Origin of the sequence: Pseudomonas citronellolis, from assembly GCF_001586155.1 — a bacterium.
GTDB lineage: Bacteria > Pseudomonadota > Gammaproteobacteria > Pseudomonadales > Pseudomonadaceae > Pseudomonas > Pseudomonas citronellolis.
This window is the reverse complement of the sequence record NZ_CP014158.1, coordinates 6,243,078-6,264,224: the sequence shown is the minus strand read 5'-3', so window position 1 is coordinate 6,264,224 and position 21,147 is coordinate 6,243,078. Positions and strand designations below refer to the sequence as shown.

Genomic DNA, 21,147 nt, shown 5'->3' with positions numbered 1-21,147 from the left:
CGAAGGGAGTTTCCAGGCGGCCTGGGTATTTCGGTTTGGCTCCGTCCCCTCTCCCCAGCCCTCTCCCTGAAGGGAGAGGGGGCTAGTCCGTGCCGAGAAAGGATTTGGTGTTAGCCGGGTAATCGGTACAAGCCGGCTAACGCCGAAGCAACCGAGCACTCCGAACGGTCCCCTCTCCCTTCAGGGAGAGGGTTAGGGAGAGGGCGCTCTCAGTCTTGGCACCGAAGTGCCGGGAAACCCCGTTCGCGAGCAAGGACTAGGCGTCCCCCTCGCTCCTACAAGGAAGCCCCAGCCTCAGCCCCTTGCCCCGATCCCCAGCCAGTGCTTGGCACCAATCATGATGAAACGCAGCTGCTGGGTAACCTTGGCCTCCGGCGTCAGGTGCGCCGGCAGCGCCTCGGCCGGCGCGTCGATCAGCTCGGGCAGGGTGGCGAACACCGTCTTCACCACCAGGTCGGCGAGCACGTCGAGGTCCTGCACCTGCAGGTGCGGCAGCTTGTTGAGCAATGCCAGGTCCGCCGCCAGGTCGTCGGTGATGCGCTGGCGCAGGGTGCCGATGGCCTGGCGGATTTGCAGCGAGCCGCCGTACTGCTCGCGGGCCAGGAACAGGAACTGGGTGCGGTTGGCGCTCACCGCGTCGAGGAAGATGCGCACCGAGGCCTCGATCACCCCGCCCAGCTCGAACTCGTTGCGCCGCACCGCGCGCAGGGTCTGGCGGAAGGTCTCGTCGACGTCGGCCACCAGGGCCAGGCCCAGGGCGTCCATATCGGCGAAGTGCCGGTAGAACCCGGCCGGGACTATGCCCGCCGCGCGCGCCACCTCGCGCAGGCTCAGGCTGCCGAAGCCGCGGCCGCTGTCCATCAGGCCGCGCGCGGCGTCCATCAGGGCCTGGCGGGTCTGCTGTTTCTGTTCGGCGCGGGGAGAGGACATCGGGGCTTCCATGGCAGGGGCCCCGGCACTCTAGCAAATGGCCGGGGAAATCGGCGACTGCGCCGGCCACTTCAGTGAACGACTGTTGACTGAAAAGTGGCGGCGTGCCAGTTTAGTGAACAGGTGTTTACTGTCTGGATGCCATGCATGTCCCTGCTTCCCCTGACCTGGCTGCGAGCCCTGCGCCCGCTGCTCGGCCCCTTGCGCGCACTGGTGCGCCAGCGCTGGCTGCGCGAGGCCGACGTCGATGCCGTGCTGGCCATGCTCAACCCGGCCTGGGCGCTGAACCGGGTGTTCGCCCGCGTCGAAGGCCGCCAGTGGGTGGCCGACGACATGCTCGCCCTGCGCCTGCGGCCCAATGCCAACTGGCGCGGCGCGCGGCCGGGCCAGCACCTGCAGCTGTTCATTGAGCACGACGGCGTGCGCCTGGGGCGCAGCTACAGCCTGATCGCCGAGGAGGACGGCTGCCTGGAGATCGCGGTGAAGCTGCAGCCCGGCGGGCGGGTCTCGCCGCTGCTGCTGGGCCGGCTGTGCGTCGGCGACGTGCTGGAACTGGGCGCGCCGGGCGGCGAGCTGCACTGGCCGCAGGACGAACGCGGCGTGCTGCTGCTGGCCGCCGGCAGCGGCCTGACGCCCTTGCTCGGCCTGCTGCGCCAGGCCTTGGCCGACGGCTACCGCGGCCCGGTGACGCTGCTGCACTACGTGCGCGAACGCAGCCAGCGCGCTTTCGTCGAGCACCTGCAGGCCCTGGCCCGCGAGTACCCCAACTTCCACCCGCGCTGGGCCATCAGCGGCGGCGCGGCGCAGGCCGGCGAACTGCGCGGGCGCTTCCACGCCGAACACCTGCAGGGCCTGCCCGCCGGGCACGTGCTGGCCTGTGGCCCGGCCGGCTTCGTCGGCGCCGTGCGCGACCAGCTCGAACCCCGCGCCGCCAGCCTGCAATGGGAAGCCTTCAGCGCGCCCGCCTGGGCCACCGACGAGGCCCCGCGCGAGGTCCACCTGCACTTCGCCCGCAGCGGCCGCCAGGTGGCCGGCGACAACCAGCGCAGCCTGCTGGAACAGGCCGAGGCCGCCGGCTTGCGCCCGACCCACGGCTGCCGCCAGGGCATCTGCGCCAGCTGCACCTGCACCCTGCTCGCCGGCAGCGTGCGCGACCTGCGCAGCGGCGCGCTGCACAGCGAGCCGCAGCAACCCATCCGCCTGTGCGTCAGCGCCCCGCAGGGCGACGTCAGCCTCGACCTCTAGCCTCCCCGGAACCCTAGCATGCGCGAAGACCGCGACCTCACCCCGGCCGAGCTGGCCGCCTTCGGCGCCGAACTGGACGCCCTGCGCCAACGCACCCTGGACGACCTCGGCGGCGCCGACGCCCGCTACATCCGCCGCGTGCGCAGCGCCGTGCGCGCCTGCTGCTGGGCCGGCCGCGCGCTGCTGCTGTGCGGCTGGTCCGTGCCCACCTGGCTGCTCGGCAGCCTGCTCCTGGCCCTGGGCAAGGTCCTCGAAAACATGGAGCTGGGCCACAACGTCATGCACGGCCAGTACGACTGGATGAACGACCCGGAATTCGCCGGGCGCCAGTACGAATGGGACATCGCCGGCCCCTCCGACTTCTGGCGGCACACCCACAACCACATCCACCACACCTACACCAACGTCCTGGGCAAGGACGACGACATCGGCTACGGCGTGGTGCGCCTGTTCCCCGAGCAGAAGTGGAAGCCCTTCTACCGCTGGCAGCCGCTGTGGGTGGCGATTCAGGCCGTGCTCTTCCAGTACGCCGTGGCCATCCAGCACCTGCGCCTGGACCAGTACTTCAAGGGCCGCCTGGGCAAGGACGAACTGCGCCCGCTGCTGCGCCGGTTCAACGCCAAGCTCGGCCGCCAATGGGCCAGGGACTACCTCGCCTTCCCCCTATTGGGCCTGCTGACAGGCGGCTTCTGGGCGGTGTTCTGCGGCAACCTCGTGGCCAACCTGCTGCGCAACCTGTGGACCTTCACGGTGATCTTCTGCGGCCACTTCACCGAGAAGGCCGTGGTGTTCCCGGCCAGCGTGCTGCAGGGCGAGAGCCGCGGCCACTGGTACCTGCGCCAGCTGCGCGGCTCCAGCAACCTGGAGGGCGGGCCGCTGCTGCACCTGCTCACCGGTAACCTCAGTCACCAGATCGAGCACCACCTGTTCCCCGACCTGCCGGCGCGCCGCTACGCCGAACTGGCCCGCGAAGTGCGGCAGATAGCCGAGCGCTATGGCCAGCACTACAACAGCGGGCGCCTGTCGCGGCAATTCGCCGCGGTACTGCGGCGCATCTGGGTTCACCGCCTGCCGGCTTCATAGGAATAGTCCTAAAAGAGAAACCAGTCGCCGAATGACACTCCCTCAACATCAATTGGCCATGATTTAATCGGCCCGGTTTTGTAACCGGATGTCGTAGTCGAGGGATCGAAGGGATGAAGTCCATTCCCCATTACTGGACGCTGGGCCTGGCCCTGGCCGTCGTTCTGGATGTTTCCGCCGCGCCGCTGACCACCCCCGGCGACCGCGACCTGCAACGCGACCGCCAGGAGCAGCTGCTGCGCGAACAGCAGAAGCGCCTGGAGGAACTGCAGCAGCTGCCCGGCAAGGCCGCGCCGCAGGCCCCTGCCGAGCAGCCCGCCGACACGCGCTGCTTCGACATACGCGACATCACCCTGGAAGGCGCCGGGCACCTCGGCGCCGCCAGCCGCGAGCGCCTGCTGGCGCCCTACCGCGGCCAGTGCCTGGGCGTGGCCCAGCTCAACGCGCTGCTCAAGGCCATTACCGACCACTACCTGGCCCGCGGCTTCGTCACCACCCGCGCCTACCTGCCGCAGCAGGACCTTTCCGGCGGCGCGCTGAAGATCATCGTGGTCGAAGGCCGCCTGGAAGGCTTCGACGACTCCGCCGTGGCCAGCCCGCGCGAACTGGCCATGGGCTTCCCCGGCAAGACCGGCGAGGTGCTCGACCTGCGCGAGCTGGAACAGCTGGTGGACCAGGTCAACCGCCTGCCCTCGCGCCACGCGCAAGTGGAGTTGGTGCCCGGCGAGCAGGTCGGCGGCAGCCGCGTGCAACTGGCCGGCGAGCGCGGCAAGCCCTGGCGCGTCTCGGCCTTCCGCGACAACAACGGCGACCGCAGCAGCGGCGAGCAGCAGGCCGGCCTGGGCCTGGACTGGGACAGCCCGCTGGGCCTGGCCGACCAGCTCGGCCTGCGCGTGGCCGAAGACGTAGTCAGCGACCACTGGAAGCACTCCGACAACCAGGGCCTGTTCTACAGCCTGCCCTACGGCTGGTGGACCTTCAGCTACAGCTACAACCAGAGCTACTACCGCACCCGCAACGACGGCAGCGGCTTCGCCTTCAAGCTCGACGGCGACAGCCGCTCCCACCAGTTCGGCGCCGAGCGCGTGCTGCACCGCGACAGCCTGAGCAAGACCGCGGTCAACTTCGGCCTGGCCCACGTGCGCTCGAACAACTACATCGACGACGAGAAGCTCGACGTCTCCAGCAGCCGCATCACCGAGGGCCAACTGGGCTTCAACCATGGCCGGCGCATCGGCAGCGCCTTCGTCAACCTCGACGCCGGCTGGCAGCAGGGCATAGGCGCGCTCGGCGCCCAGGGCGAGCACGACCCGCAGCCCTACCAGCCCCACGCCCGCTACGACAAGTACACCCTCACCCTGAGCTACCTGCAGCCCTTCCAGCTGTGGGGCGAGAACTTCAGCTTCGACGCCCTGGCCACCGCGCAGAAGAGCGAAGACGTGCTCTACAGCCCGCAGCGCATCAGCCTCGGCGGGCTCAACTCGGTGCGCGGATTCAAGGACCAGAGCCTGTCCGGCGACAGCGGCTACTACTGGCGCAACCAGCTGCGCTGGCGCCGCCCGGTGACCTGGGTGGCGCTGCAGCCCTGGCTGCAGGAGTACGGCGTGGGCTACGGCTACGACTTCGGCGCCATCGCGCACGACCGCTACAACCCCGAACTGCACGGCCGCCTGAGCGGCCACGCGCTGGAGTTCAACGCCCGCGGCCAGTACCTGGCCGCGACCCTGAGCTTCGCCCGCTCCCTGGAGCGGCCCAGCGTGATCGACAAACGCGAACACCCGGTCTACTTCCGCGTCGACCTGTTCTTCTGACGCCGCAACACCACGGAGACCCCAGGACATGGACATCCGCCGCCCCTTCTACCAAGCCATCGCCAGCGCCCTGGCCGGCCTTCTGTTCCTCAATCCGATAGTCGCAGCCGCCGCCCAACTGGCGGTGGACGCGGCCGCCGGCGGCAACACGCAGATCGGCGCGGCGGGCAACGGCGTACCCATCGTCAACATCGCCACGCCCAACGGCAGCGGCCTCTCGCACAATAAATTCAGCGACTACAACGTTGGCCAGCAGGGCCTGATCCTCAACAACGCCACCGGCAAGACCGCCAGCACCCAGCTGGGCGGAATCATCATCGGCAACCCCAACCTCAAGGGCCAGGCGGCGCAGAAGATCCTCAACGAAGTCACCGGGGCCAATCCCTCGCAGCTCAAGGGCTACACCGAAGTGGCGGGGCAGGGCGCCCACGTCATAGTCGCCAACCCCCACGGCATCACCTGCAACGGCTGCGGCTTCATCAACACCCCGCGCGCCACCCTCACCACCGGCAAGCCGATCCTGGCCGGCGAACGCCTGCAGGGCTACGACGTGGATGGCGGCGAAATCGCCATCGAAGGCGCCGGGCTCAACGCCAGCAACCTCGACCAGTTCGAGCTGATCACCCGCAGCGCCAAGCTCAACGCCGACCTGTACGCCAAGCAACTCACCGTGGTGGCCGGCCGCAACACGGTGGATGCGGAAAGTCTCGCCGCCACCGCCAAGCCCGACGACGGCAGCGCCAAACCGCAACTGGCCATCGACAGCTCCGCCCTCGGCGGCATGTACGCCAACACCATCCGCCTGGTCGGTACCGAACAGGGCGTGGGCGTGAAACTGGCCGGCAACATGGCGGCCAGCGCCGGCGACATCCGCATCGACGCCAACGGCAAGCTGGAACTGGCCCAGGTGGCGGCCAGCGGGGACCTGGCGCTGAAAGGCCAGGACGTGGCGCTGAACGGCCCGGCCTATGCCGGGGGCAGTGCCAGCGTGCAGGCCAGCGGTGCGTTGAGCAATGCGCAGAGCCTGGCGGCGGGCTCGTCCATCGAACTGAAGGCCAGCCAGCTCAGCAACAGCGGCGTGATCGAGGCCGGCGTCAACGCCGACAACAGCCGCAACGCCCGCGGTGACATGGCCATCGACGCCCAGAACCTGCGCAACGCCGGCACCGTGCTTGCCAGCCGCAACCTGCAAGCGAAGGTCGCCGGCACCCTGGACAACCAGGGCGGCGCCATCAAGGGCGGCAACGCGAACCTCACGGCCAACACCCTCGACAACCGCCAGGGCCGCCTGCTGGCCGACGGCAACCTGACGCTCGCGGCGCAGCGCCTGGACAACCGCAACGGCCAGGCCGGCGCCGCCAGCCTCCAGGTCAGCGGCGGCGACCTCGACAACCGCCTCGGCCTGTTCAGTGCCGGCCAGGCGCTGAGCTTCGACCTCGCCAGCCTCGACAACAGCGGCCAGGGCACCCTGGTCAGCAACGGCATGCTGCAGGCCAAGGTCAGCCAGAAGCTGGACAACCATGCCGACGGCCTGCTCTCGGCCAAGGGCGCGCTGGGCGTGCAGGCCGGTGCCGTGGACAACCGCGGCGGGCGGCTGGTCAGCGATGCCGTTCTGAGCGTTTCTGGCGGCAAGCTGGACAACAGTACCCAGGGCGTGGCCAGCGGCAAGGCCGGCCTGCAACTGGACCTCGAAAGCCTCGACAACAGTGACGGCGGCACCCTGGCCAGCAGCGGCAACCTGCGGGTGAACGTCCGTGGCGCGCTGGACAACCACGGCGACGGCGCCCTGGTCGCCAGCGGCACGCTCGACGTCATGGCCGGCAGCCTGGACAACCAGGGCGGCCTGCTCTCCAGCAACGACAACCTGCAACTGGACAGTGGCGCCAGCGACAACCGTGGTGGGCAGATCCTCGCCCAGGGCCGCCTCGATGCCAGCACCGCCGACCTCGACAACCGCGACGGCGTGCTCAGTGGCCAGCAGGGCCTATCGCTGCATGCCGGCGACATCCGCAACGGCACCCGTGCCGCCGGCCAGCCCGGTGGCCTGATCACCAGCCAGGGCGCCCTCGACCTGCGCGCCGGGCAATTCGAGGCCATCGGCGGCGGCGAAGTCTCCGCCAAGGGCGACCTGCAACTGACCGTGGCCCGGCTGATCCAGCAACAGGCGAAGCTGATCGGCGAAGGCAACGTGCGTATCGACCTGGGCAGCAACGGCCAGCATGGCGACTTCGACAACCGCGGCGGCCTGCTCAGCGCCGCCGGCGCGCTGCAGGTCAACGGCCTGGGCAACCTCGACAACCGCGGTGGGGAAATCTCCAGCAACCAGGGCTTTGCCCTGAACGCCAGCGGCGACGTCGACAACGGCGACCAGGGCGGCATCATCAGTGCCGGGCAGCTTAGCCTCGACGCGGCCCACCTGCGCAATGCCAACCAGGGCCTGCTCTCGGGCTGGCAGGCGCTGGCGGTGAACGCCGCAAGCCTGGACAACAGCGCCAGCGGCACGCTTTCCAGCCGCAACGGCACCCTCGACGTCACGCTCAGCGGCGTGCTCGACAACCACGACCAGGGCGCGCTGGTCAGCCAGGGCAAGCTGAGCCTGGCAGCCGGCAGCCTGAACAACGCCGGCGGCATCCTCTCCACCCAGGGCGACCTCGGCCTGACCCTCGCCGGCGACCTCGACAACCGCAATGGCGGCCTGATCAGCGCCCAGGGCGAACTGACCGGCAGCGGCGCCGCGCTGGACAACCGCGGCGGGGAGATCAACGCCAACGGCATGCAGCTCGACGCCACCAGCCTGGACAACAGCGGTGGCAGCCTGGCCAGCAGCGGAGCCCTGCGCCTGGACCTGCTCGGCGCGCTGCTGAACCTGGGACCGAACGCCAAGCTGGCCAGCGCCGGCCCGCTGGACCTCAGCGCCGGCAGCGTCGACAACCGTGGCGGGCAACTGGTCAGCCAGGGCCTGCTCAAGGTCCTGGCCGGGCGCTTCGACAACAGCGCCGGCGGCACCGTGGCCAGCCAGGACGCCCTCAACCTCAGCCTCAGCGGCGACCTGCTCAACGGCCAGGACGGCCTGATCTACAGCAAGACCGGCAAGCTCGACATCGGCGCCGCCAGCCTCGACAACGCCGCCGGCACCCTGCAGGGCCAACTCGGCACCACCCTGCGCATCCAAGGCGCCGCCGGCAACCAGGGCGGGCGCATCACCAGCCAGGCCGGCAACCTCGACCTGCGCAGCGCCAGCCTGGATAACGGCACTGGCGGCGTCCTCGACAGCGCCGCCGGCTGGCTGAAACTGGTCACTGGCGGGTTCAGCAACAACGCCGGCATCACCCAGGCGCAATCGCTCGACGTGCAGGCCACAGGCGGCATCGACAACCGCAATGGCCACCTTTCGGCGGTCAGCGGCAACAACACCATCGTCACCAGCGACCTCGACAACCGCGGTGGCGGCCTCTACGCCGGCGAATTGCTGAGCGTCACCGGCAACCAGTTGCTCAACCAGGGCGCCGCCCTGGGTCAGGGCGGCAAGATAGGCGCGGGCGATATCGACTTCAGTCTGGCCGGCGCGCTGAATAACCGCTTCGGCCTGGTCGAAAGCAGCGGCAGCCTCGACCTGTCCGCGGCCAGCATCGACAACGTGGTAGGCGCCATCCGCGCCCTCGGCCAGGACGGCAGTACCCGAGTGAGCAGTGCCGGCCTGCTGGACAACAACCTCGGCCGCATCGAAACCGCCGCCCAGGACTTCAGCCTGCAGGCCGGCGCCCTGCAGAACGGCGGCGGCAGCGTGCTGCATGTCGGCACTGGCAGCTTCGGTATCGACCTGGCCCAGGCCGGCCTGGCCGGTGGCAGCTTCACCACCAACGGCAGCCTCAGCTACCAGGCCGCCAACTGGACCAACAACAGCATCATCCAGGCGCGCAGCCTGACCCTGAACGTCGGCAGCCTGAACCAGGACAGCGGCGGCCAGTTGCTCGCCGCGCAGAGCTTCAACGGCAGTGGCGGCAACTGGACCAACAATGGCCTGATCGCCAGCGACGGCAGCCTCGACCTCAACCTGAGCGGCAGCTACACCGGCAACGGCCGCCTCAGCAGCCTGGGCGACCTGACCCTGGGCGCCGGTTACATCGGCCTGGGCGCTTCGGCCAGCATCGCCGGCGGCGGCAGCACCCGCGTCAGCAGCAGCGGCACCCTCGACAACAGTGGCCGGCTCACCTCTGCGGCGGGCCTGCAAGTCAGCGCAGCCAACCTGAACAACTACGGCACCCTCGGCAGCGCCGCCAACCTGCGCCTGGTGGCGAGCAACCTGCTCAACCAGAACGGCCTGATCTTCAGCGGCGGTGACATGGCGCTGCGCGTGGGCAGCTTCACCAACCGCGAGGCCGACGTATACAGCCTCGGCGCGCTGGACCTGGCGGCGGACGACGCCGGCAACCGCGCGGCGCGCCTGGACAACCTCTCCGCCAACCTGGAGAGCGTGGGCGACATGCGCCTGAACGTCGCCGCGCTGAACAACCAGCGTGTGGTGCTGGTGGTCAACGATGCCGGCAAGTACACCGCCAAGATCGTCGAGGTGAACTGCTATAAGTACCTCAACGACAGCATCGCCGACTGCTCCGGCAAGCGGAACGGCGTATGGGAGATCACCGAGCGCGACAAGCTCGAGGTGTTGCAGGCCAGTGCCGCATCCTCCATCAGCGCCGGCGGCGACCTGAACATCAGCGGCGACACCCTGAACAACGCCAGCAGCGTGATCAGCGCCGGGCAGAACCTCTACGCCACTGTCGCCAACCTGACCAACCAGGGCGTGGTTACCGGCGAGACCGAGACCTTCCGCGTATTCGTCTCTCAGCGCACGAGCAACATGTCCAGCTGGGTGAACGAGGCCAACGCCTTCACCGACAAGTACTGGTACGAAAGCCCGGACTACATCAACGATCCAGCCGGCCTGGCCGACGCGATGAGCCATTTCATCGCCCGAACCGAGCGTGACCTGCCGCAGTTCGGCTCGGTGACGCAGCTCAACAGTGGCGACCAGACCTACGCCGGCATCATCCAGGCCGCCGGCAACGTCAGCATCAGCGCCAGCAACCCGATCAACAACAGCGTCATCCGCAACAACTACACCTACGTCAACCCGGGCCAGAAGACCGGCGACACCGCCGTCGGCGCCAGCCCGGTGAGCACCGTGGTGCCGATCAATGCCCAACTGCCGCCGGACCTCGCCCAGCAGCAGGTCAACCCCATCGCGCTGCCGGGCTTCAGCCTGCCGCAAGGTCAGAATGGCCTGTTCCGCCTCAGCGGCGAAGCCGGTAGCGGCGGGGCCGCCGGCAGCGTACAGGGTGCCAGCGACCCGGCGCTGGCCGGGGCCAGTAGCGCCCAGTCCGATTCCGGCCTGAACATCCCGCGCGTGCAGGGGCTGCCCAGCAGCACCACGCCGAGCAACAGCCACAAGTACCTGATCGAGACCAATCCCGAGCTGACCAGCCTGAAGAGCTTCCTCAGCTCCGACTACCTGCTGGGCCTGCTCGGCTACGATCCGGACCAGGCGCAGAAGCGCCTGGGTGACGGTCTCTATGAACAACGCCTGATCCAGCAGGCGGTGGTGGCCCGCACCGGCCAGCGCTTCATCGACGGCATGGCCAGCGACGAGGCTCTGTTCAAGTACCTGATGGACAACGCCATCGCCTACAAGGACAGCCTCAACCTGACGGTGGGTGTGGGCCTGACCGCCGAACAGGTGGCGGCGCTGACCCACGACATCGTCTGGCTGGAAGACGCCGTGGTGAATGGCGAGCACGTGCTGGTGCCGGTGCTCTACCTGGCCCAGGCCGACAACCGCCTGGCGCCCAACGGCGCGCTGATCCAGGGCCAGGACGTGAGCCTGATCAGCGGCGGCGAACTGAACAACGCCGGCACCCTGCGCGCCAGCAACAACCTCAACGCCACCGCGGCGAACATCACCAACAGCGGCCTGGCGGAGGCCGGCAACCGCCTCGACCTGCTGGCCACCGACAGCATCCGCAACACCGCCGGCGGCATCCTCAAGGGGCGCGACGTCAGCCTCACCGCGCTGACCGGCGACGTGATCAACGAACGCAGCGTCACCCGTATCGACAGCGCCCAGGGCAACCGCAACTGGACCGCCAGTTTCGCCGACAGTGCCGCGCGCATCGAAGCGGCCGGCAACCTCGACATCAGCGCCGGGCGCGACATCGGCAACCTCGGTGGCGCACTCAAGGCCGGCAACGACCTGCTGCTGAACGCCGGGCGCGACGTCAATATCAGCGCCGTGCAGGTAGAGAACGGCCAGGTCAACGGCAGCCGCTCCTACAGCCAGACCATCCAGCAACTGGGGGCCGAGGTCAGTGCCGGTCGCGATTTGGACATCAGCGCCGGCCGCGACCTGACCGCGGTGGCGAGTAGCCTCGACGCCGCGCGCAATGCGGCGCTCAGCGCCGGGCGGGACGTGACGCTGGCTTCGGCGGCGGATGAGAGCCATAGCTACAGCAAGACCAAGAAAGTCACCGCGCAGGAGGACCATGTCCACCAGCAGTCCACCACACTGAATGCCGGTGGTGATGTGCTGGTCAGCGCCGGGGAAAACATCACCCTCAAGTCCAGCAAGATCGGCGCGGGCAACGAAGCCTACCTGGTGGCCGGCGACAAGATCGAACTGCTGGCGGAAAACGACAGCGACTACTCGCTATACGAGAAGAAGAAAAAGGGCAGCTTCGGCAGCAAGAGCTTCAAGCGCGACGAAGTCACCGACGTGAAGGCGGTGGGCAGCCAGATCAGTGCCGGCACCGACATCACCCTGCTCAGCGGCGGCGACCAGAAATACCAGGGCGCGAAGCTCGAAAGCGGCAACGACATCGCCATCGTCAGCGGCGGCAGCGTGACCTTCGAAGCGGTCAAGGACCTGCACCAGGAAAGCCACGAGAAGAGCAAGAGCAACCTCGCCTGGCAGTCCGCCAAGGGCAAGGGAAAAACCGACGAGACCCTGCGCCAGAGCGAGCTGATCGCCAACGGAAGCATCACCATCAAGGCCGTTGATGGTCTGAAGATCGACTACAAGCACCTTGATCAGCAGTCCGTCAGCCAGGCCATTGATGCGATGGTGAAGGCCGATCCGAACCTGGCCTGGCTGAAGGAAGCTGAGCAGAGGGGGGGTGTGGATTGGCGGGCGGTTAAGGAGTTCCACGACTCGTACAGCTACAGCAACTCCGGTTTGGGTCAGGGCACCATGCTGGCGTTGGCCATCGTCATGGCTGCCACGGTTGGTCCTGCGGCGTTGGGCGCGCTGGGTGGCACGGGTGCAGCCGCTATCGCTACCGGCGCCGCCACTAACGCTGCGGCCAGCTTCATCAACAACCGCGGCAACCTGGGCGATGTCCTCAAAGACACCACCTCCAGCGATGCGCTCAAGGGCTACGCCATTGCCGGCATCACCGCCGGACTGACGGAGGGCTACTTCGGCGATTGGACCGGGACTTCCACCGACCCAATCACCGGAAAAATCGTCTTCAGCGATCCCAGCGTTACCCTCGGTTCCTTCCAGGGCCTCGGCCAATTTGCCGCCAAACAGGCGCTGCAGAACGGCACCGCCCTGGGCCTGAGCAAAATCCTTGGCCAGGGCGGCAGCCTAGGCGATGCCCTTCAAAGCACTCTGTACACCTCGCTCGCCGCCGCCAGCTTCAATGCCGTGGGCGACTACACCAAGGGTGTCTACGCCGACGGTAGCATCCAGAAGGTCATGATTCACGCCATGGTCGGCGGTCTGCTTGCCGAGGCCAGTGGTGGCGATTTCAAGACCGGGGCACTGGCTGGTGGTGCCAACGAGGCCCTGGTGGATCAGCTCAACACCTGGGTCAGCGGCGACCAGAATCTGCTGACCATGACCTCGCAGTTGGTGGGCGTGCTGGCCGCCGCGACGCAGAAAGACGCCGACATCGACGACCTGAACACCGGGAAGTGGGTGGCAGAGAATGCCACGCAGTACAACTTCCTGAACCACAAGGATGTGGATGACCTGGAACACGCCCTGCAGAACTGCAAAGCGAAGGGTAATTGCGATCAGGTACGAGAGGAGTTCCGGCTCCGCGATGCGGCCAACAGCGCTCGACTAGCCGCCTGCACCACCGATTGCGCGGCCATTCGGGATGAGCTGGATGCCGGTTCCCAAGCCTTGAAGACGCTGTGGGAAAGCGACAATACCGGCATTACCGACGAGTTCCTACGCAATAACATCAACGAGTGGTCGAGTGCGGGGCCGCGCGTGGCCGATCAAGTCGGACAGGCTGCATGGCGTGGCGACTCCACGGCCCTGACCCAGCTCGGCCAGTACCTGGATCAACAAGGATTCAACCCATTCGGTATCAATCCTGCCGGGTTGGTTGGTTTGGGCAGTGGCACGAAAACCGGCGCCGAGACCACCTCAGGTGCGATTAGAGCGTTTGGCGAGGAGATTGCTGGTAAGGTTGAGACTAAACTGCCAAAAGGGGCTGAGGCGGCTGAGGTGCCAGCTACTTCGGCGGCTGGGCGTGTTGGTCTGAGAGATGATTTAGCCGCACAAGCTGGGATTCCGCGAAACATTGCTGAATCGCCGTCGAGTATGTGGGGTAAGTCAGTTGCAGATGTTAAGCAGTCGTTGACCCTTGATGGCGCGACTCTTACGCCAAAGCCGGCAACATCTAGTGCTTCAGGTAAGGCTCAGGCATTCACCGTTGAAGGACATGCAACAGTTAAAGAAGTCCAAGTTCATCCTGGCGGTGGAGTACATGAAGCGCCGTATTACAAGTTGACATACAAGGATGGAACGGAAGTTAGAGTGATTGATCCGGCGTCGGGTTTTAAGCCAGGGACGATTACTAGTTATCAGCAGTATTTTGATGCTGCCGGTAACCGATTGAAATATGAGGGTGGTCAGTGGAAAACGTGGGATTAATTCAATGACAATATTTGTTCCTGATTTAATGGCGGAGTTGACCCCCTCTAAATGCGCAGCTGGGTTTAAAGTTGGCGAGTGCTTTGATACGGTTGAGGAGTTAATCGGAGTTGTTGAGTGGTACGACAAAGACTCCGCGCTTGATCAGAGGATTTCCTCAAATATCGGCTGGATGGGCGTGGTCTCAAAGTGTGGATTTCCCGGTGGCCCTTATACGATAGTTAAATCACTTGTCTATATGAATAATGTGGTTTCTCTAGAGTTCGAGGAAAATTTGAAGTTGTATAGGGTATGTGTTGGTCGTGGGTATGGTGGAAGCTTCGCTGGGGTGAGACCGGGGGATCGGTTACGATCTCTTGAGGCGAGTTTCGATATTATATTCAATGATATGGATGATGACTTTCTTCTTGAGGCTGGTGGGAAAATCTTGGAGGGAGTTAGTTTTATAACGGACTATAGAGCATCTCTAGAACATGCTCCCGAGCAAACCATTCAGTTCATATCCATACACGATTGGTCTCTTCGATAAGCTCTATGCCAACAAATAGCCCCGGCATTGCCGAGGCTTTTTGCTTCTGCTGCTGTCGCGCCCTACCGCCCGAACCTTCGCCGTTCATGCTCGGCCTGATACAACGACTGTGCATTGGAGGCCAGCAACAATAGCGAGCGGCAAATCTGCAAAACATTGACCGAAAAGGGGACAGATTTGAATGGCACTTACTTAAGCGCTAAGCGATTGATTCAGAAAAGAAAGGCTGCTCTTGGTCTACGGTGATAGTTGCGAACACACACCGAGCCCAAGGAGCAGCCCAGATGAATCCTAGGCCCCAAGCCGTCATTCATCAACAGCAGCGCGCCCGTCGGCATACATCGAATACGGACGCTTACGCCTTCTTCAACCTGCTAAGGAAACTCTGAAAAAGCCTGCCTTTTCGAGTTTGCAGGCCTGTAAGCCGCGTGGCTACTGGGGCGCATTTTTCGAGTAGGGGCTTTTTCAGACCATCCCTAATGCATAAAAATCCCCGGTCTCTGCCTGGGATTTTCAGCGTCTCAACTATTGTCGCCTGCCTAGCTGCTCATAGTCAGCCTGATACAACGACCAGGCATCGGAGGCCAAGCAGCGCAGCGAGCGGCTGATCGCGCAGTAAGGATTCAGCTCCGGATCGCCCAGACGCTAGGATAAATTGGAAGTAAAGATATGAACATTGATTCGCTAAGGCAATATGAGTCTGCTGATGATTTTTTCGCGCTTAATGGGAGTGTTGTGATGAAAATGACGGTAGCCGCAGCTATCTCTGTATGCGAGCAGGCTATCAGTCATGGGTTGATTGTTTCTCGAATTGAAGGTGGTATTTGGCATAATCCTGGATTTGAAGCGCGTCTGGATTGTATCTGGGATGGGGCAGACTCCTCGGTAGATAAGGTTAGTGCGGAGAAAATTAATAGGTCTGCTGCAGGTTTTATTAAGAGTGAAAGTTTTCAGCATGACACCTTTATCGTTACTGTGAGTAAGTTTTGATTTGGCGAGTGACGAAAGGAGCAGATTTATTTTTCTACTCTGAAGCTGTTTCGGTAGCTAGGACTAGAGTGGTGAAAATAAATCCGTTCCCTTTTTGAGGTCGAGCATACGGATAGCAGTTCTACGTTTCATGTACGATGATCGAAGAGGAGTAATAGTGCCAATGATCAAAGGTGCTAATACCTATTTTTATTTTGACGTGGCTGAATATCAGGAGTCCTACTCTAAAGATATTTATGACTCCAACTGGTTGATTGTTAAGATGGCTGCGCGGGTTGGGGAGCTATATTGGTGTGCCACTGATGCTTGCCTTAGAACCTTTGAGTTGCTTGCTTTGAAAGAATGGCTTCAAGATCTTAGTTGTTGCTGGGTATCTGGGAGTCAGCTGAGGTTTACCGAGGGGGAGATTGGTTTTTTGGCTGGGGAGTCTGGAGTTATTGATATTGTTTTAGACTTTGGCTTTCATCCGTTAGGGGGTAAATATCGATATGGGGTTGATTCTGAGTTTGTGCTGAGCTTTAAGGTCTTTGATGGCGATTTGAAGCGATTAATAAGAGATGTTGATATGCTGATTGAGAGGTTCCCAGTAAGGCATTGAGAGCTTCTCGGAAGGAATGGGTTGCTTGAAAGGGGATTTGAATGGAACTTACTTAGGTGCTGACTGATTGATTAAAAAAGAAAGACCGCTCTTGGTTTACGGTGACAGTCTGATTCCCGGCGTTGATTGACGCTTCAGCCCTTGAAGGCCATAGAGATAAAGCAAGTGGCAGGCTGGAGCCATAGATAGCATTTACAGTGCAAGGCAACTTCTTGGTGCGAGAAGGGGCTCAGGTTTATTTTTCCTGCTATAAAAGTGGCTGACTGGGCGGAATTCGGGTGTGAGAAATAGATCCTTTTCGGTCCATGGTATGCAGTATTTTAGTCCTGTAAATACTTTCGAGAAGAATTTTTCGGGTGAGGTTGTTGTTCCAAGGTGTGCTCTTAAATGAAGCTTGTTATAAAATTCCCGCAAGATATGAGAACTGAGCAATTGCTTAGGCAAAGCCGGATTCCTTGCTTATGCAAAGTGTCTAAGGAGAAGGCGATTTTGTTCCGTTGCCTTGAGTTCGCGGAGGGCTTATGGCGTCAATTCATATTGAGGAAATTCAAAAAATCTTGTCTGAGCAAGGGGATAAAGATGCCTTGCCAAATCAAGCTAATGGGGAGGGCTACTTTCTAGAGATTAGATTTGAAAGCCCTACTCGTAAGGCAACCGGAATTGTTGATGATGAGTACAAGGACAGGGTAATAACTCTAGATTGTCCGTACGGTACGGTCGTTATTTTGTGCGATGGCGAGGGGTAGTTGAAATCAATTGAGTTAAGTTGACAGTGTCCAGGAGAAGCATGACGCGGCAGGCCGCTTGCTCGACTGCTATGGTGGTGGCCGCCTTCCGACGGATGTTAGGCAGGGGTTAGCCGACCAGATCGGCGCGCTGGCGGAGCAAAACCCGCAGCAAGCCGCCCAGGCAATGGATGTCATGCAGCGCTTGTTGGCGCAATCCCAAGGAGGCAAGCAGGACTTCGCGCAGATTCTAGAAGTCCCCTTAGCCATGGCGCTCGGTGCGGCATTGATTGCCTCCACGCCTCAAGGCCAGGAAGCCTGGCAGAAGGTGCGCCGCAACTGAGTGCAAGCGTGCGCGAGGAGGTGCAGAGGCTGGCGGTCTATCTACTGCTGCTTAATCCGGGGTCGCCTTTCAGCACGGTAGCATTACCACGCTGCCTATTGCTGATCTGGGTCCTCTGCGTCCGTTGGGGTATCCGGCAGACAATGGACCAGATAAGGCTGATCCGGGGAGTTCTGGATATGGTGCGGGTGGGAAGGTTGAGCTGCCGGTCAGTACCGGTGGCAGTCGGATTGATGAGTCGGGTGGATGGAGTACGAGTACTCCGGCGGAAAGCATGCCGGGGTTGGGGAATGTCTATAATGAAGAGAAGCCTACATTGGTGACCAACCCTAAATATGTTCCGGGAGGAGATGGGTTTAGACCTAGTGCTGGAGTTCAACCATCGGACTATGCTGATGCATATAAGAGCGCCGTTAAGATAGGGAATGCTTGGTGGGGGGTTAGTACGGATGGGCAGTCAATTTACAGATATTTTGAAAGTGGAGATGGAACTGTACATTGGGCCGGAAGTACAGGGGATTCTAGAAATCCGCTAAAGCAGAAAGATATGCATCCTCAGGTTCTGAAAGTGTTTGGATTTAAGGCTAAAGGGAGTAAATCACCATGGTGATTGGGGATGTTGATAATTTAGCATTTGAGTTTCTTTCACTGGGGAATGGTGTTGGTGAATTGTATTTATTGGCTAAAGGGCAGCGCATAGGTCCTGAGAGCTGGGATTACGATCTGGCTTCGATGAAGAACGCTTGGCTTTATGGGTGTAAGGACCGTGATCGGCGCTACTATCCTGCGTTGCTGGGGTTCTCTTCTAAAGAGTTGGCGCAGATATGGTATTGCGTTCTTTATGAGTATGAAGATAAGAGGTGCGAGAGGTATAGATTTTTAAATATAGGGGAGGAGGATATTGGAAGAATATTCTTTTATTCGATCCCTTACTTGCTGGATGGCTGGGGGGTTGGCCTTGTGCAATCTGACGCGGAGGAGCGGTTTTTTGTATTTGATGAAGATGAAAATATTTATATTGATGTGATTGTGGGGCGTGGGTATTTTTATTCGCTTGTTATGTCGCTCATTGAGAAATTCTAAATTACAGGGCGAAAAGCGTTGCAATTTTCCTCATAGGTTGGCTAAGTTAACAATTTTGCGGTAGACCGAAAAGGGGATTTATTTTTCCTACTCTAAAGCTGGCTGACTGGGCAGGATTAGGGTGTGAGAAATAAATCTCCTTTTCTCTTTTCTAGACCGGCGACGTGATCAACGAACGTAGCGTCACCCGTAGCCTTGGCGGTTCGCTCAGCCTTGGTGGTGGCGGCGGTCTCAATATCGGTCTAGGCGAGACCAAGGGGGCCAGCCAGTGGGTCAGCGAGCAGACTCGCCTGGAAGGGCGTAACCAGGTCGACATCCACACCGGCCAGCATACCCAGATCGATGGCGCCGTCGTGACTGCCGGCAACGGCAACCTGCTACTCGATACCGGTACGCTTGGCTACAGCGACATCCGCGACAAGGACCACTACAAGAGCTACGACATTAGCTTCGGAGGCTCCTTCGCCGGAAAAGGTGCCGACGGCAAACCCTTGGTGCGCAATGACGAGGGCAAAGCATCGAACCTGATTCTTCAGGGGCAGTACAGCTCGCGTGACCGCGAACAGATCAACCGCGCCACGGGAGGTGCTGGTGAGATAGTCGTGCGCGACAACCCTGATCAGGATCTCTCGGGATTGAACCGCGACCCCGATAGGGCCCAGGAAATCACCAAGGACAAGAAGCGCGAGGAAGATCTCTACATCAGCTCCAACTCCGTAGAGAAGGTGGGAGAGGCCGCGGAGTATGCACATGAAGTCTATGAGGTAAGGCAGCGTGCCCAGGCTCGCAATGAAATGCTCAATGGCTCACCTGACGAGCGGAGCGATGCGGCGCGGAAGCTCTTCCAATATCAAATGGGGGACGCTGCAGGCACCGAGCCCGGGCAGTTGGTGGCCAACCGCTTGGCAGACCTGGCTCGCCAGGACCCCGCAGCGGCTAACGAAGCCCTTGATCTCCTGAGGCAACTCCAAGGTCCGGGAGGGCCGTCGGGAAGTGCCAGTTTTGCCCAGGCTATTGGCGCCGTGGCAGTCGTACTGCTGGTTGGTGTGCTGGTTGGTGTGCTGGTTGGTGGAGAGGTAATCGCCAATAACCCCGAGTATCAGCAGAAACCGGCTGATGCACTGGCAAAGCTTTCCGATTCCGAGCGACGCCGGCTCGAAAACCTGGCCGATCTGTTGGGTACGGATGGGTTCCCAATCCACAAGGGGGAACTGGGTAAATTCATCTTCCCGATTCCGGAGCGAGGAGCATCGACTCCGGATAGCAATGGTTACGGTGCAGGTGGGAAGGTTGAACTGCCAGCTAGCACCGGTGATAGTCGGACTGTGGAGCCGAGTGGTTCAAGCATGACGACACCTGCGGAGACAGATCCGTCGCTTCGCCCTGGGGCTATGATTAATGAGAATGGGCAGGATGGTGCAAAAGGGAGCATGAAGGCCCCCGACCTTGGTGGGGTTGATGATTGCATCGCATCACAGACTCAAAATCTGAATAGAAAGCTAGGTGAAAAATTGGTCAAGGACGATTGCCGTTTGAAAAAAGCAAGACTGGTGTTGAGCAGGCAAAGGCAGCAGTGAGAGATGCTCTTTCGAATATTACTTCTGTGAGTGAGGTGATTTCGAAGGATTCTGTTCGAGGTGATTATGATTTGATTCATGTCTACAGCGCTAAAACAAACAGCACTGTTAGCTTGAGAGTTTTGCCAGGTGGGAAGTATGAATTTGATACATTGATCCCTGAGAAGTCTTCTAAATTTTAATTTGGTCTATGGTGATGGATTTTCTAGGTAAAGAATTCAGCGGGTTCAGGGTTAGATCCTTCTATATGAGTGGGGATTTGGTGTGTGCCTGTTTGGTTTTGTTTTTTAAGACCTTGGGCTCTAGATGGTTTTCGCTCACAATTGGTGAGGGGGTGGCTCTTTATCATAGCGAGGCAGTTGAGCCGAAACTCCTAGATTTGTGTGATATTAATGATGAGTTTGCCTATCCTGTTCGGGAAGTGAATCTTCTTGATAGGTATTTGGGGGAGTGTGTATTTTCGGTGTTTGAATATAGGCTTAAGTGCGCTTCTGATATTTGTGTTGGTGTCTATTTTAATTGTGGGAATTGTGGATTTAGTGTGTTGGAAGCCGAGAGTTGTCTCTTTATGCATGATGGAAAATCCATGGATTTATTGAGGGAGGCTGTTTTGGTAGAGGTTTAACTGGTGCAAAAGTAGTTGCTAAGATAGGAAAGGCTAAGGTTGAGTAAGGCATAAGACTTGGTTCAAATTAGGTATGTGTAGAACAGGGAATGCTGATCTTGACCGGAAATAAGAAATCGAAAAGCGATTTAAATAAAGCTTTCCCCTTTTTCTCGTATCCAAGTGAGTCGGTAAAGATTAGGTATTGATGCTATGGGAACGCGTATTCATAGAAGATTTCCAACGGAATTTGTGCTTCCTGAACGGCTGGATTTTGTTGGCTTATATTATGATAGAAAAGGATATCGGATATTGGTGGCCGAGTTTTCGCAGGAAGATGCGCAAAAAATAGAAATTAATTTTGAGGGTACTCCTCTAGCTCAACGCAGCATGGACGAGGGTTCTTATCTGTGTACAACTTGGACAGCTGATGAGGTTGATGGCCCTGTGGGGCCAGTTGTACTTGTAGAGAATTCTGAGTTTCTAGACTGGTTTAATGGGCAAAGCTGCGGGATCTATCCGCGAGACCAAATAAAACATGTGGCAATTTTGACGCAGAACGAATGGGTCGAGGTTTTGTGTTTGAAACTTCCATCTATATTTCGAATAGTTTCCATCTAGCGAAAGGCTCCAAAATAAAAAGGAGCAGATTTGAATGGCTCTTACTTAAGCGCTAACTGATTGA

At 60.9% G+C, this 21,147-nt stretch carries 12 protein-coding genes; 11 read left to right on the top strand and 1 reads right to left on the bottom strand.

Features of this window, described 5'->3' with window-relative positions:
- Positions 1-294: 294 nt before the first annotated feature.
- Positions 295-930, bottom strand: a complete 636-nt coding sequence (locus PcP3B5_RS27425; RefSeq protein ID WP_043316582.1) for a TetR family transcriptional regulator — start codon at positions 928-930, stop codon at positions 295-297.
- A gap of 147 nt (positions 931-1,077) precedes the next feature.
- On the opposite strand from PcP3B5_RS27425, the gene PcP3B5_RS27420 reads away from it, so the two are divergent.
- The 11 genes from PcP3B5_RS27420 (at position 1,078) to PcP3B5_RS31740 (ending at position 21,083) form a co-directional block, all read left to right on the top strand.
- A complete protein-coding gene (locus PcP3B5_RS27420; protein ID WP_061562922.1) occupies positions 1,078-2,175 on the top strand; it encodes a flavin reductase family protein in 1,098 nt (365 codons plus the stop codon).
- 18 nt (positions 2,176-2,193) lie between these two features.
- Positions 2,194-3,258, top strand: coding sequence for a fatty acid desaturase family protein (locus tag PcP3B5_RS27415; protein WP_061562921.1), 1,065 nt, complete (start codon positions 2,194-2,196; stop codon positions 3,256-3,258).
- A gap of 113 nt (positions 3,259-3,371) precedes the next feature.
- A complete protein-coding gene (locus tag PcP3B5_RS27410) occupies positions 3,372-5,069 on the top strand; it encodes a ShlB/FhaC/HecB family hemolysin secretion/activation protein (protein ID WP_061562920.1) in 1,698 nt (565 codons plus the stop codon).
- Positions 5,070-5,097: 28 nt separating this feature from the next.
- Positions 5,098-14,013: a two-partner secretion domain-containing protein gene (locus PcP3B5_RS27405; RefSeq protein WP_061562919.1), complete on the top strand. Its 8,916-nt coding sequence runs from the start codon at positions 5,098-5,100 to the stop codon at positions 14,011-14,013.
- Positions 13,982-14,542 carry a hypothetical protein gene (locus PcP3B5_RS31750; RefSeq protein WP_145923956.1) on the top strand — a complete coding sequence of 187 codons (561 nt, stop codon included), beginning with the start codon at positions 13,982-13,984 and terminating at the stop codon, positions 14,540-14,542. The genes PcP3B5_RS27405 and PcP3B5_RS31750 overlap by 32 nt, the downstream gene beginning before the upstream one ends.
- A gap of 669 nt (positions 14,543-15,211) precedes the next feature.
- The gene (locus PcP3B5_RS31235) at positions 15,212-15,532 is read left to right on the top strand and encodes a colicin immunity protein (protein WP_082816427.1); all 321 of its coding nucleotides are present in this window, start codon (positions 15,212-15,214) and stop codon (positions 15,530-15,532) included.
- A gap of 163 nt (positions 15,533-15,695) precedes the next feature.
- Entirely contained in the window at positions 15,696-16,130 is a 435-nt protein-coding gene (locus PcP3B5_RS31745; RefSeq protein ID WP_418338182.1) for a WapI family immunity protein, read from the top strand.
- Between the two features lie 804 nt (positions 16,131-16,934).
- Positions 16,935-17,198 carry a globin family protein gene (locus PcP3B5_RS27400; RefSeq protein ID WP_061562918.1) on the top strand — a complete coding sequence of 88 codons (264 nt, stop codon included), beginning with the start codon at positions 16,935-16,937 and terminating at the stop codon, positions 17,196-17,198.
- A 603-nt stretch (positions 17,199-17,801) separates the two neighbouring features.
- Positions 17,802-18,281 carry a hypothetical protein gene (locus PcP3B5_RS27395; RefSeq protein WP_061562917.1) on the top strand — a complete coding sequence of 160 codons (480 nt, stop codon included), beginning with the start codon at positions 17,802-17,804 and terminating at the stop codon, positions 18,279-18,281.
- A gap of 164 nt (positions 18,282-18,445) precedes the next feature.
- Positions 18,446-19,858: a hypothetical protein gene (locus PcP3B5_RS27390; RefSeq protein WP_061562916.1), complete on the top strand. Its 1,413-nt coding sequence runs from the start codon at positions 18,446-18,448 to the stop codon at positions 19,856-19,858.
- An 817-nt stretch (positions 19,859-20,675) separates the two neighbouring features.
- The gene (locus tag PcP3B5_RS31740; protein ID WP_145923954.1) at positions 20,676-21,083 is read left to right on the top strand and encodes a hypothetical protein; all 408 of its coding nucleotides are present in this window, start codon (positions 20,676-20,678) and stop codon (positions 21,081-21,083) included.
- The last annotated feature ends 64 nt before the right edge of the window (positions 21,084-21,147 follow it).

What these genes read in the sequence shown, in the direction of transcription:
- PcP3B5_RS27425 (WP_043316582.1), bottom strand. Translation starts at nt 930, where the DNA reads ATGTCCTCTCCCCGCGCCGAACAGAAACAGCAGACCCGCCAGGCCCTG.
- PcP3B5_RS27420 (WP_061562922.1), top strand. Translation starts at nt 1,078, where the DNA reads ATGTCCCTGCTTCCCCTGACCTGGCTGCGAGCCCTGCGCCCGCTGCTC.
- PcP3B5_RS27415 (WP_061562921.1), top strand. Translation starts at nt 2,194, where the DNA reads ATGCGCGAAGACCGCGACCTCACCCCGGCCGAGCTGGCCGCCTTCGGC.
- PcP3B5_RS27410 (WP_061562920.1), top strand. Translation starts at nt 3,372, where the DNA reads ATGAAGTCCATTCCCCATTACTGGACGCTGGGCCTGGCCCTGGCCGTC.
- PcP3B5_RS27405 (WP_061562919.1), top strand. Translation starts at nt 5,098, where the DNA reads ATGGACATCCGCCGCCCCTTCTACCAAGCCATCGCCAGCGCCCTGGCC.
- PcP3B5_RS31750 (WP_145923956.1), top strand. Translation starts at nt 13,982, where the DNA reads ATGAGGGTGGTCAGTGGAAAACGTGGGATTAATTCAATGACAATATTT.
- PcP3B5_RS31235 (WP_082816427.1), top strand. Translation starts at nt 15,212, where the DNA reads ATGAACATTGATTCGCTAAGGCAATATGAGTCTGCTGATGATTTTTTC.
- PcP3B5_RS31745 (WP_418338182.1), top strand. Translation starts at nt 15,696, where the DNA reads ATGATCAAAGGTGCTAATACCTATTTTTATTTTGACGTGGCTGAATAT.
- PcP3B5_RS27395 (WP_061562917.1), top strand. Translation starts at nt 17,802, where the DNA reads ATGGTGATTGGGGATGTTGATAATTTAGCATTTGAGTTTCTTTCACTG.
- PcP3B5_RS31740 (WP_145923954.1), top strand. Translation starts at nt 20,676, where the DNA reads ATGGGAACGCGTATTCATAGAAGATTTCCAACGGAATTTGTGCTTCCT.